Here is a 12,957-nt window from a genome sequence, read left to right as displayed (position 1 = left end):
CTTATGCGTTCATACCGTTTTCATGATCATGACTGTTCCAGTGATAATGTCTTACTCGGTAAAATGTCTACCGGTACTGACCTTTGGGTGAATGAAGCTATTGCGCATGCGGATTATATTATTTCAACCGGCAATATCGCGCCTCATACTTTTGCCGGTTTTTCAGGTGGGAGAAAAGGTATACTCCCCGGTGTCTGTGGGAAAGATACTATTGATGCTAACCACGCAAAAGTTTGCCGTCCTGGAGTAGGGATGGGTATGCTTGAGAATAATCCTATTCATCTTGAGATGGAAGAAGCTGCGGAGAAAGTCGGCTTGCAATTTATTGTTAACGTAGTGAGGAATGATAAAAAAGAAGTAGTGCAGGTAGTGGCCGGGGATTGGAAAGAAGCATTTGCGGTAGGCGTGGCTAAAGCCCGGGAAGTGTATGGTTATGAGTTTAAACACAGGTCTGATGTCGTGATAGCCAGCAGCGGCGGATTCCCGAAGGATACAAGTTTATACCATGCACAGCTGGCATTCACCGCGATGAGCGGGATAGTAAACAAAAACGGCACCCTGGTACTCGTTGCGGAATGCGCCAACGGTGCAGGGCAAAAAGTTTTTGCTAAAACTATGGCAGGTAATACTGTTGATAATATACTTCTAAAAAAAGAAACTGAGATCCCTGTTGGTGTACACCGCGCATATTTATCTGCGAAGATATTGAAAGATATTGAGTGTATCCTGGTATCGTCAATGGAGAAAAAAGTTGTTGAGTCTATGCATTTTAGGTACGCTAAGACAATAGACGATGCGTTGAGTATGGTCCGTAAAAAACATGGGGATAATTATGCTGCGTATGTTGTGCCCAATGGCTCATACATCTTGCCGATCATAAAATAAAGTTAGTTTCATAAAAAATATTTTTAGTAAAGGGAGGATAACTGTTTTGTTTAAGGTGTCATACAAAATCGCAGTTGTATTCGCGGTCTGTATACTGACAGCATGTACAGGGATGAAAACATCGAAGCAGGATAAACAAATGGGAATAAATACCGGTACCACACAAAAAGGGTTTGAAGTAATGCCTCAGGATGCGCTGGTGGTACAACCCGAATGGCCTGCAGGGATTCAGGAAAATCTTGAGCTCGATATTCCCGGGTTGAAAGAACAAATTATCCGGATGAAAGAACGTTACCTAAATAAATTACCCGCAAATCAGGTTTTTGCCTATGGTAAGTACAGCCATACTGCCACGGAATTAGTAGAAACAATTGATGAGTTATTAAAAGTCCTGGATTCCAGCAGTGACCCTAAAGCGGTATATGCGGAATTAAAGGAACGGTTTGTTCTATACCAATCCGTTGGAGCTGATGGCGGGGGTAAGATTTCGTTTACCGGGTACTATGTCCCGCAATTTAGCGGTAGCCTGAATAAAAGTGAAATATATAAGTATCCGTTGTATAGGTATCCCAAAGAATTGTTGAAACAAGATCCCAGTGGTAAAGCATCACCGTTCTATACGCGTGAAGAAATTGATACAAACAGGGTATTGGAAGGGAAAAACTATGAACTCGTATGGCTTGATGACATTGTAAACGCATTCTTCATACAAGTTCAGGGTTCAGGGATTATCAAACTCGATAATGGTAAGGATATGTATGTAGGATACGCCGGGGGTAATGGCCAGCCGTATTCTAGTTTAGGTAAATTGTTAATCAGTGAAGGCAAACTTACTCAGGAGAATGTTTCTATGCAAACGATACGGCAGTATCTTTCGGAACACCCGGAAGATGCACAGCGCGTACTTAATACCTGTAAGTCATACGTGTTTTTTGAAGAGAAAAAAGATATTGCTGTAGGGAATGTCGGTGTACCTTTGGTTGATCAGTGTGCAATCGCGACCGATACCAAGTATTTTCCACGTGCAGCGGTTTCGATGGTTTCTTTGCGTAAACCTGTAGCAAATGAGGATAGTACTAATATACTGGAATGGAAACCGTTTACCCGTATAGTGTTTAACCTGGATACCGGAGGCGCTATTAAAGGTGCGGGGAGAGTTGACTACTTCTGGGGTGCAGGTGAGTATGCTGCGCTTGCTGCGGGGAATACTAAGGAAACCGGGCAGCTATATTTTCTTATGAAGAAGAAATGATAGGATAAGGAGTATAAATGAAATCATTATTTTTATTTGGTGATTCGATTACTTCAAGAGGTAATAGGACAGAAGGATGGGGCGGGATTATTGACCGTAAAATCCGTGATGCCGGGCTTGACTGGCAGGTGTTTAATGTTGGTATTGGCGGGAATACTACAACTATGGGCCTTGCAAGGATAGAATCTTCGGTGCTGAGTTGTAAACCGGATATTGTTATTATCGAGTTCGGGTTTAACGATTGTGCGCATCTGGCGGCTGATAATACAAAAGTAAGGGTTGACCCTGTTCTTTATGAAACCAATATGAATCTTATCTGCGAAAAAATATCTGCTGTAAAAGGTTTACCGTTTCTGATAATAAACCATGCGGCTGAACGTGACTGGATAATAATGCCAAATGGAAAACCGTACCGGGAAAGTGTGAAAGATTATAATAGGATTGTCAGAAAGATTGCTAAGGAAAGAAACCTTCCTTCATGTGATATGGAAAAATATTTTCTTGAAAGCGGACAATCATTAGCAGTGCTTAACAATCCTAAACCTGATGGATTACACCTGTCGCTGGCAGGGGAAAAGTTGTACGCTGAAGGGCTTTGGCCTGAACTTATTAAACTGCTGAAGTAGTATATCTCAAAAAAAATTATTATTTTGTTGTTGACAAAAAATATTTTTTGGTTATAATGTCTACTAAGTAGATAGACATAGTAGAAAAGGATTTGTTGGTGAAAGTTTCTTTTAAGGGTGATTATGCGTTGAAGACAATATTGGATTTATCATTGCACTACGGACAGGGTGTTGTGCAGATACGCGATATTTCTAAACGGCAGGATATACCCTTGAAATATCTTGAGCAGATATTGTTGACCCTAAAAGGTGCGGGGTTTGTACAGAGCAAACGCGGCCCATCCGGTGGTTACCACCTGGCAATTGCTCCCGGGAAAATTACCATTGGTGCGGTTGTTAGGTTGATGGAAGGCCCTACATCGCCAATAACGTGTGTGAGTACGTCAGGGTACTGTAGATGCGAGGATGAAGCGCGGTGCGTATTCCGCGGTGTATGGCTTGAAGTGAAGACTGCGGTTAATGATATTGTTGATCGCACAACATTTGAGGATTTAACAAAAAAAGTACGGGCTTTTAATACCGGCAAGGTGCTAAGTTACGAAATATAATGACGGAGGAATGTAGATAATGAAAATTGCTAAGGATGTAACTGAACTAATAGGTAATACGCCGTTGGTGCAGATAAACAGGCTTGTGAAACCCGAAACTGCGCAGGTGCTCGCAAAACTTGAGTATTTCAATCCCTGCAGTAGTATTAAGGATCGTATTGGGTATGAGATGATTAACGCAGCAGAAAAGTCCGGTAAATTACGGCAGGGTGGTAGCGTTATTGAACCGACATCAGGGAATACCGGTATTGGCCTGGCGTTTGTATGCGCAGTGAAAGGATACAAACTGATACTCACAATGCCTGAATCTATGAGTGTTGAACGCCGCGCGTTGCTTAAAGCATTAGGTGCGGAGATTGTATTGACTTCAGCGGAGAAAGGTATGACCGGTGCTATAATGAAAGCGCAGGAATTAGCTGCTTCGGATAAACGGTATGTTCTTCTGCAGCAGTTCGATAATCCCGCAAATCCTGAAGCGCATAGGAAGACTACGGCGGAAGAAATATGGCGTGATACAGATGGGAATGTGGATATCTTCGTTGCCGGTGTCGGTACAGGGGGAACACTGACTGGTGTTGGGGAAGTGTTGAAGAAGAATAAACCATCAGTTAAGGTTATTGCGGTAGAACCCGCATCATCACCGGTCTTATCCGGAGGTAATCCATCACCGCATAAGATACAGGGAATTGGTGCAGGGTTTATCCCTGGCGTGCTTAACCGAAAAATTATCGACGAGGTTGTGAAAGTAAGCGATGAGGATGCAATCAGTACAGCACGGCGGTTGATTAAAGAAGAAGGGATACTCGCGGGAATATCTTCCGGTGCGGCAATGTTTGCAGCGTTAGGGTTGGCGGATCGAATGCAGAACAAGGGAAAAGTTGTCGTAGTGATAATACCTGATACAGGAGAAAGGTATATTTCAACACCATTGTTTAGTTAGTTATATAAAATAATTTAAGAAAAGGAGTTTAAAAAAATAGTTATGGCAAAAACAATTGCGGAGATTAATGACAAAATTAAAAACAAGAAGGTTGTGGTTGTTACCGCAGAGGAAATGATAGATATTGTCGACAAAAAAGGTGTAACACAAGCGGCTAAAGATGTTGATGTTGTTACAACCGGAACGTTTGGCCCAATGTGTTCAAGCAGCGCGTATTTTAATATTGGGCATACAAAACCAAGGATGAAACTTGGCGGCGGGCGAAGTGTATTGAACGATGTACCGGCGTATACCGGGTTCGCTGCGGTAGATCTTATGATTGGCGCAACTGCAATGCCTGATAATGATCCACGGAATAATGTTTATCCCGGGGAGTTTAAGTACGGAGGCGGGCATTTGATCCATGACCTTGTAGCAGGTAAGGATGTTAAACTTGAATCCACAGCGTATGGTACGGATTGTTATCCCCGTAAGAAGTTGGAAACTCTGATAAATCTTAAGGATTTGAATGAAGCGGTACTTTTTAATATGAGAAATGCTTATCAGAACTACAATATTGCGGTAAATCTTAGTGACAAAACTATATATACATATATGGGTGTATTGAAAGCAAAAATCGGGAACGCAAATTATTGTTCTGCCGGGCAGTTGTCGCCGTTACTGAACGATCCGTTGTATAAAACAATAGGTATTGGTACAAAAATCTTTCTCGGCGGTGGGGTGGGGTATGTCGCGTGGAATGGTACACAACATAATCCGTCGGTAACCAGAGGCGATAACGATGTTCCCCGGGGCGGTGCTGGGACACTGGCTGTGATCGGTGATTTAAAACAAATGAAGCCTGACTGGCTTGTTGGGGTAAGTTTTCTGGGTTACGGCGCGTCACTCGCAGTAGGGCTTGGAGTGCCAATTCCCGTATTGGATGAGAGTGTTGCTAAGCATACATCCGTCCGTGATTCCGAAATCTATGCGCAAATCGTGGATTACAGCGATAATTATCCTAATATAAAACCAGGTAGTGTTGGCGAAGCTGACTATGCATCCCTGCGTAAGGGTAGTATTGAGATTAACGGGCAAAAGGTGCATACTGCTTCCTTGTCGAGTTATCCTAAAGCTGTGGAGATAGCAGAGACATTGAAATCATGGATTGCAAACGGTGAGTTTTTGTTGACACAGCCGGTAGCGCAGCTGCCCGGGAGGGAGAGCGGGGTTAAGTTTAAGTTTTTGAATGAAAGGGTATAGGCAAATCGTGAGGGAAAAAAAGTTTGTGGTACATGCAGGGTGTAAACATTTTATTTATACCCGTCCGTGTATGTACCACAAACTATATCATGCTGTATGTGCCGGGTGTAAGTATTTTGTTCCGTTGAAGAAATGTGGCAAAGTTCATCCCGAAAATATGAAGAGTGTTGTTAAACGTGACACAAACACCGTGCTTATAATAAAACTTGGGGCTAAGGGTGATGTTTTACGGACTACATTTATCCTGCGATATTTACGTAAAAAGTGTGGACGGGCAGTGAAAATTTCCTGGCTGGTAGATAAAGGTAATAGCGGAGTCCTCGAAAATAATGGGTTGGTTAATAATGTCATTCATAATACTGCAGGTGTTACTCGTGAGTTGTTGAAGTATCATTGGCTTGAAGTTATAAACCTTGACCTTGACAAAAAAGCGGTAGCGTTGGCTGGTGTGCTCTCAACAGATAAACGGGTAGGGTTTTGGTTGGTGGACGGTGAGCTTAGGTATTCAAATAATTATGCGGAGTATTACTTGCGGATGAGTTATGATGATAATCTAAAGAAAAGTAATCGCAGGTCATACCAGCAAATCATTGCGGGGATTGTGGGGATGGAAACTAAGAAGGTTAACTTTCACCCCATAGCGGTTTATAATACTAAAGAAAGGAAGGTTTTTCATAAACCAAATGTTGTTCTTGCGATAGGATGCGGCGGTGTGTGGGGGACAAAACAATGGCCTGTGGCAGCATGGGAAAAAGTGGTTTGTCTTCTTCATAAAAAGTATCGAGATAATATTGATATAACAATTTCAGGGGATAAGTCTGATTATGCGTATGCCCGGAAGATTATTGAATATTCAAAAAAGTGTGGTGCCGGGATTATTAGCCTCGTGAATAGGATGACAATACCACAGCTTTATGCGTTAATAGATAATAGTAGTGTAGTGGTTGCAAGTGATACATTAACCGCGCATGTTGCGTATGCGTTTGATAAGCCGGTAATTACGTTATTTGGCCCGACATCTTCCGCGGAGGTTGAACTCGGGCGGTACGGTAAGAAAATTGTTGCCCCATTACCGTGTATTGTGTGTTATCGCAGGGTGTGTGACAAAAAACCGTTTTGTATGGATGCCATAAAGCCGGAGGTTGTGTTCAATCAAATAGTAAGACTTTTGTGTTGACATCAGCGTGTGTATCTATATAATTAATCGCAGGGTTTAGATGAAATGGTAAGTAATAATATTTTGAGTAGTAAAGGAGTAACAAATTAATGCCTACATTAGTTGAACGCTGGGTAGAAGAAGTTGCGAAACTTACAAAACCGGAGAAAGTGTTTTGGTTCGATGGATCAGATGAGCAAACCCGTGAATTGATACGTATTGGGCTGGAAGAAGAGAAGTTGAATAATAATCCTGTCTTCAGGAAGCTTAACCATAAAATCTGGCCGAATGCGTATTTCCATCAAAGCCATCCAAATGATGTTGCGAGGACTGAACACCTGACTTTTGTGTGCCATCCTACAAAAGACGCTGCCGGGCCGAATAATAACTGGATGGACCCTGCAGAAGCGAAGGCGTTACTTACAAAACTTACTGACGGAATTATGCGCGGACGGACGATGTATGTATTGCCTTATATGATGGGACATCCGGACTCGCCATACGCAAAAGCGTGTGTACAGGTGACGGATTCTGTATATGTAGCAGTAAGTATGCGTATTATGACAAGGTTATCAAAAAAAGTGCTTGATAAAATCGGTAATACGGATAAGTTTGTTAAAGGGTTGCATTCAATAGGTGATCTTGATGACAAAAAAAGGTTTATCATGCATTTCCCGCAGGATAGTCTTGTATGGAGTATTGGGTCGGGTTATGGCGGGAATGCATTACTAGGGAAAAAATGTTTTTCTTTGCGTATAGCGTCATGTCTTGGTAAGAATGAAGGATGGCTTGCGGAGCATATGGTTATCATGGGAATCCAGGATCCGCATGGTAAGGTTACGTATGTAACCGCTGCATTACCCAGTGCTTGCGGAAAAACTAACCTCGCAATGCTTGAACCGGCATTACCGGGGTATAAGGTCTGGACTTTAGGTGATGATATTGCCTGGATGAACGTCGGGCCGGATGGCAGGTTATGGGCTATAAACCCGGAAGCAGGGTTTTTTGGGGTAGCACCGGGGACGTCAATGAAAACAAATCCTAATATGATTCGTACACTGAAGAATGATAAGTATTCTCCGACATTGTTCACTAATACAGCTGTGGATAATGATACAAATACGCCGTGGTGGGAAGGTCTTGACGGTGAACGCCCGGCTAATCTTACCGACTGGCAGGGTATGCCGTACGATGCGGCTTCCGGGAAAAAAGCTGCACATCCAAACTCAAGGTTTACAACGTCAATCTATAACTGCCCGATGTTATCAGAAGAATATGATAATCCTCAGGGCGTACCAATCTCTGCGATTATTTTTGGGGGACGAAGGTCTAAGTTGATACCATTGGTGCTGGAAAGTTTTAGCTGGCAGCACGGTGTGTTCCTTGGCGCAAGGATGGGTTCTGAAACTACAGCAGCGGCAACGTCAGCAGTTGGAGTTCTACGTCGTGATCCAATGGCAATGCTGCCGTTCTGCGGATACAATATGGGCGAGTATTTCCGTCACTGGCTGGACGTAGGGAAAAGGTTGACAAAACCGCCGAAGATTTATTCTGTTAACTGGTTCCGTACTGATGAAAACGGGAAGTTTATGTGGCCAGGGTTCGGGGATAATATCCGCGTGCTTAAATGGATAATAGAGCGGTCAACATCGTCTTCCGGTGCGGTGCAAACCCCGGCAGGATTTGTGCCGGAACTTAGCAGTTTTGATAATACAGGTTTGAATGTATCTAAAGACAAACTTACTGAACTTTTTGATGTTAACCTGTCCGAATGGGGTGATGAGGTTAAGGATATCGAGAAGTTTCTCACGCAATTCGGGGATCATATGCCTTCAGAATTGTTGAGTGAATACAAAAACCTTGTATCTGCTAAGAAATAAAAACGTTTATAATAACTATAACGTTAGTTAGTTCAAAGGTTTATGTCTTTTTCTTGCAAGAAAGATAAATATTGCCATCAGGATATACGCACCTGAAGCTGCAAACCTTACAGTTGTAGATGGAAACGCGAGTGATACTGTAAAAAGTATGAACATAATCGCGCCTTCCAGCACACTGAATGTAAAGTTTGAGATAACGAGTAATGCGTATAATGACTGCGCGGATGTTAGTAATAACTCTTCAACCTGACGGACATCCATTAGCATAGGTGTTATCCGGCCAAGTGATATGTTATATATCAGCGGCAGCATACCTACCAGCAGTGTCCATTGATTGATCGTTGAAGAAATAAGTGTCTGTAACCCCAGTTCAGGTTGTGCTTTCAAGGCGAAGAGTATGGCTACTATGAGTTCCGGTGATTCTGATGCTAACGGCGCTATCCATTGTACCAGAATGAACTTGTCAATCTTCATCGCTTCACCGATGTCAAGTAATCCTTCAGCAAAGGGTTCTGCGGACATAAAAATTGCACTGCCTGCAATTGCAAAAAGTACGATAGTAAAGACCGCTTTCCATGGTTCAGGTGCTCTGCATAATAGTTCTACCGGGCCGCCTTCAATCTCGGGTTCTTCAACGCCCAGTTTGGATGCTTGATATGCGTAGTATAGAAACAAACCGACTAGTATGACGGTGTCAGATAGTTCAATATGCCCTTTTAATGGCAGTGTAAATGAATATATGGTTGCTATTAGTAATGTATTGATTTCAAGTTTGTGTTCGCTGCCGAGAACTATCATTTTCTTCTTTGTTTTAACCCAGAAAAGTAGTACGACCAGTGCCCAGCCCAAGCCTATGAGTAACCTGTTTGCGCCTGTCATATTCGCTGCAGCGTATTGTATATACATAGGATCCTTCCCGGCAGTCCATGCGAAGTACATGTCCACAGCGTATTCAGGGAGTATGGCGATAAGCGCAAGAAAAACGATTGCCAGTGATTTCGGGATATAAAACTGCGCGAGTTCGGCTGCCCAGGAAAGTAAAAATGCTGCTGCGAAGATGCATATACCTGGCAGCATGGCGTTTATTAGTTTTTGTGTTTTTGAGAGTTCAACTTTTTCGCTTGCGCAGTTCGGGGTGGAACACTTTCCGTACTTGTTCCAGCAGGTGTCATGATAAAACTGCCTGCAGGTGGCGCATTCTGAAGTTTCGGATTTCTGGATGATAACCTGTTGGCAGTATGTGCAATTGTGTTTTATATGTGTTTGCGGGTTTAATAAACTAATAACCGGCCATTGTAATGACAAAAAAAAGACGGTAATTAAAAACAAGACATTTTTTGCTTCTTTAGACATCCTAAATACTCCTTAGATTAATTTATACACTATGCATCTTTTTGTTCTGAATAGGAATTATATCAACAATTAAATAGTTTGAAAACAAGATTTTTATGTATAATAAACTTTTCGATACTTAAGGGATATGTTAAGGAAAAAATAAGGGGCAGGATTAATGAGCCAGCAGCTTGATATACTTATAGTCGAAGATAATGTGGTATACGCACAGTTGTTGCAAGAATTTCTTACCGGAATAAATTATAAAGTTGCGTGTTTGTATGAAGGGAATAATGTTATTCCTGTTGTTGAACAGCAACGGCCTAAAGTTATTATTCTCGACATTATGCTTCCCGGTACCGATGGGTTAAAACTGTGCCGCGAGATTAAATCACGGCAAGAGCTCAGTAAGATTAAGATCATTATCCATAGCGCAAAGTTTTATGTGTCCGACCAGGAGAAAGCGGTGCTTGCCGGGGCAGATGGTTTTCTTGATAAAAGTACGGATATACAGGTTGTAGTAGAAAAAATCAGGGGATTTCTTGATGCTAAGTTCAACATAAGCTTTTACGGTGTGCGTGGGTCAATCCCGACCCCGGGGAAAGATAATGTTAAGTATGGCGGTAATACTCCTTGTGTGATGATAGATTCGGATAATGAAGACAGCGCGTTGATACTCGATGCGGGAAGCGGGATACGTGAGCTTGGGTTAGAGCTTATGAAATCAGGGACAAAGCATAATCTTTATATACTAATCACGCATCCGCATTGGGACCATATACAAGGCATACCATTTTTTGTGCCGTTATACAGCCCAAAGCATATGGTAAAGTTTTACGGTGCGGACCAGCCGGAGAAAAGTTTTAAGGATATACTTGCGTTGCAGATGGACAGTGTATTTTTCCCAGTGCCGATCTCATATTTACAGGCAAAGATTGATATGGAATCGCTTATCCAGGGTGATTATGAAATTGGGGGGTATAAGGTAAAGACCGTATATCTTCTGCATCCGGGTACAACAATGGGGTATATCATCCAAAAAGGTGAAACCAGATTCGGGTATATTACTGATAACGAATTGGGGATTGACAAGAATTCGGATAATAAACTTATCGAGTATTGCGAAGGCATGGATTTGTTGATACATGACGCGCAGTTTACAGATGAAGAGTATCAAAATAAACGCGGGTGGGGGCATTCTAAGTATAAGGATGTGATAGACCTCGCGGTTAATGCAAAAGTTAAAAAGTTGTGTCTCTATCACTACGACCCGTTGCATAACGATAAATTTATGGATGACCTGCTGATTAAAGCAAAAGAGTATGCTGCCGGCAAGAGTATTGACATATTTTTACCGAAAGAAAATGAGTCGTTTAGTATATAGAAATAAAAAAACTGGGTAGTTGGAGATGAGGCAGGGATGGTAATTATGAAGAATAAGGTTGAGGCAGTGATTAACGAAATCAGGCCGAGGTTACAGGCTGACGGCGGGGATATTAAGCTAGTTGAAATAACAAAAGATGGTGTTGTGAAAGTACGCCTTACCGGTGCGTGCGGTTCGTGCCCAATGGCGCAGATGACGTTAAAAATGGGTGTTGAGGCGGTACTCAAAGAAAAAGTTCCTGAAGTAAAATCAGTTGAAGCAGTCTAGGATTATTTGTTGTTTTCTAGGATGAAACTTAATTTAGTTCAGCTTATTGTATTAATATTATTTACAGCGTTGCTGGTTACGGGTATAGTTTTGAAAGAACCAGGTGATGTATTTTATAAATCCACGCTGCTATGCCTTAGTTGTATCGGTATAGGGTAGTGATACCACAAAAGTATTTCCGTTCAGTTATACAATCCATCGCGTTTGTCATTCAAAACTTAAGTTTTGGGTTTATTAAAACCCATGGGATTTATCAGGGGCCGGTAAAACATTTATGTGGCCCGAGCCTTCATTGCTTATCCTGCCCGTCAGCAGTGATGAGTTGTCCCGTCGGAATGATACAGTTTTTTTTGGCAAATATACGTTATGGGTTAAAGAATAATGTTTATCAGTTCGGCGGGTATGTCGTAGGTTACCTCGGAATAATCGGGTTGGCAGTTGGGCGGATGCCGTGCGGATGGGTGTGCCCGTTTGGGTGGTTGCAGGATTTGATGGGTAATAATAAATTATTCAAGATACGGTTACCGGTATGGATGAGAGAAGTTAAGTACGGGGTGCTGCTTATAATGGTTGTGTTATTGCCGTTTATTGGACTGGACTTAAAAGGGTTTGAAGTTATTGGCACACCATGGTATTGTAAATACCTTTGTCCTGCTGGGACGTTGGAAGCTGGGATTCCACTGGCATTGATCAATCCTGATATAAGGTCAGCAACGGGTATGTTGTTTTTCTGGAAACTAGAAGTTTTAGTTGTAATATTATCATTGGTATTGTTTACAAACCGGTTTTTTTGCCGTGTACTATGCCCGCTGGGAGCGTTCTATGGTATTTTTAATCCAATAAGTTTGTACCAACAAAAAGTTGACTATGATAAATGTACGAAATGTAATGCGTGTTACCGCAAATGCCCGATGGGCTTAAAAATATATGAAACTCCTAAACACCATGATTGTTTACGTTGTCTTGAATGCAAGAACGTATGTAAGTTCGGTGCGGTAAGCTACGAATTTCTTGGGTACCGGTCATCTCATGAATATCCAGATAAAGTATCAAAGGCTGCTGCAAACCCACAATAAGTCGTTATTCACGGCACTGAGCGCTGTACTCACTAAAATTATAGTATTTGCTATAATGTATGTATATGAAAATACAAGATACAAAAGTTAAGGTTGCCGTCGCTATGTCCGGAGGAGTGGATTCGTCGGTTGCTGCATTATTGTTAAAACAAAAAGGGTATAAAGTAACAGGGATCACAATGAAGATATGGGATTGCGGGGAGGAACGTAGTGCAGCCGGGGCGGTACGCAGTAAGTTGTGTTGTTCACTCCGTGATATGGATGACGCGCGTGCCGTTGCTGCGAAACTTGATATCCCGCATTACGTAGTTGATATTAGGAAAGAGTTTGAACAAAGAGTGGTACGTTATTTTTGTGAAAACTACAGCA

At 42.1% G+C, this 12,957-nt stretch carries 13 protein-coding genes; 12 read left to right on the top strand and 1 reads right to left on the bottom strand.

Going from position 1 to position 12,957, the window contains the following annotated elements; translation table 11 throughout:
• The 8 genes from larA to WC955_11365 form a co-directional block, all read left to right on the top strand.
• Positions 1-885, top strand: an 885-nt coding sequence (gene larA, locus WC955_11400) for a nickel-dependent lactate racemase (GenBank protein ID MFA5859655.1), incomplete at its 5' end; no start/stop codon positions are given.
• A gap of 55 nt (positions 886-940) precedes the next feature.
• Complete coding sequence (locus tag WC955_11395; GenBank protein ID MFA5859654.1) at positions 941-2,137, top strand: MltA domain-containing protein; 1,197 nt, start codon at positions 941-943, stop codon at positions 2,135-2,137.
• 17 nt (positions 2,138-2,154) lie between these two features.
• On the top strand, positions 2,155-2,763 hold the full coding sequence (locus WC955_11390; protein ID MFA5859653.1) for a GDSL-type esterase/lipase family protein: 609 nt from the start codon (positions 2,155-2,157) through the stop codon (positions 2,761-2,763).
• A gap of 98 nt (positions 2,764-2,861) precedes the next feature.
• Positions 2,862-3,311 carry an Rrf2 family transcriptional regulator gene (locus tag WC955_11385; protein ID MFA5859652.1) on the top strand — a complete coding sequence of 150 codons (450 nt, stop codon included), beginning with the start codon at positions 2,862-2,864 and terminating at the stop codon, positions 3,309-3,311.
• A gap of 16 nt (positions 3,312-3,327) precedes the next feature.
• On the top strand, positions 3,328-4,251 hold the full coding sequence (cysK, locus tag WC955_11380) for a cysteine synthase A (protein MFA5859651.1): 924 nt from the start codon (positions 3,328-3,330) through the stop codon (positions 4,249-4,251).
• A 42-nt stretch (positions 4,252-4,293) separates the two neighbouring features.
• Positions 4,294-5,493, top strand: a complete 1,200-nt coding sequence (locus tag WC955_11375; protein MFA5859650.1) for a homocysteine biosynthesis protein — start codon at positions 4,294-4,296, stop codon at positions 5,491-5,493.
• Positions 5,480-6,670 carry a glycosyltransferase family 9 protein gene (locus tag WC955_11370; protein ID MFA5859649.1) on the top strand — a complete coding sequence of 397 codons (1,191 nt, stop codon included), beginning with the start codon at positions 5,480-5,482 and terminating at the stop codon, positions 6,668-6,670. The genes WC955_11375 and WC955_11370 overlap by 14 nt, the downstream gene beginning before the upstream one ends.
• An 89-nt stretch (positions 6,671-6,759) precedes the next feature.
• Entirely contained in the window at positions 6,760-8,529 is a 1,770-nt protein-coding gene (locus WC955_11365; GenBank protein ID MFA5859648.1) for a phosphoenolpyruvate carboxykinase (GTP), read from the top strand.
• 27 nt (positions 8,530-8,556) lie between these two features.
• On the opposite strand, the gene WC955_11360 is transcribed toward WC955_11365, so the two are convergent.
• Complete coding sequence (locus tag WC955_11360) at positions 8,557-9,882, bottom strand: sodium:calcium antiporter (protein MFA5859647.1); 1,326 nt, start codon at positions 9,880-9,882, stop codon at positions 8,557-8,559.
• A 157-nt stretch (positions 9,883-10,039) separates the two neighbouring features.
• On the opposite strand from WC955_11360, the gene WC955_11355 reads away from it, so the two are divergent.
• From WC955_11355 to WC955_11340, 4 genes are all read left to right on the top strand, one after another.
• On the top strand, positions 10,040-11,245 hold the full coding sequence (locus WC955_11355) for a response regulator (protein ID MFA5859646.1): 1,206 nt from the start codon (positions 10,040-10,042) through the stop codon (positions 11,243-11,245).
• 45 nt (positions 11,246-11,290) lie between these two features.
• Positions 11,291-11,512, top strand: coding sequence for a NifU family protein (locus tag WC955_11350; GenBank protein MFA5859645.1), 222 nt, complete (start codon positions 11,291-11,293; stop codon positions 11,510-11,512).
• 158 nt (positions 11,513-11,670) lie between these two features.
• Positions 11,671-12,588 carry a 4Fe-4S binding protein gene (locus tag WC955_11345; GenBank protein ID MFA5859644.1) on the top strand — a complete coding sequence of 306 codons (918 nt, stop codon included), beginning with the start codon at positions 11,671-11,673 and terminating at the stop codon, positions 12,586-12,588.
• Positions 12,589-12,653: 65 nt separating this feature from the next.
• On the top strand, positions 12,654-12,957 hold a 304-nt coding region (locus tag WC955_11340; GenBank protein ID MFA5859643.1), incomplete at its 3' end, for an asparagine synthase-related protein.

It is taken from the genome of Elusimicrobiota bacterium, from assembly GCA_041658405.1.
Lineage (GTDB): Bacteria > Elusimicrobiota > UBA5214 > JBBAAG01 > JBBAAG01 > JBBAAG01.
Note: the sequence above shows the minus strand (reverse complement) of the source record. Positions and strands in the feature narration are given on the sequence as shown.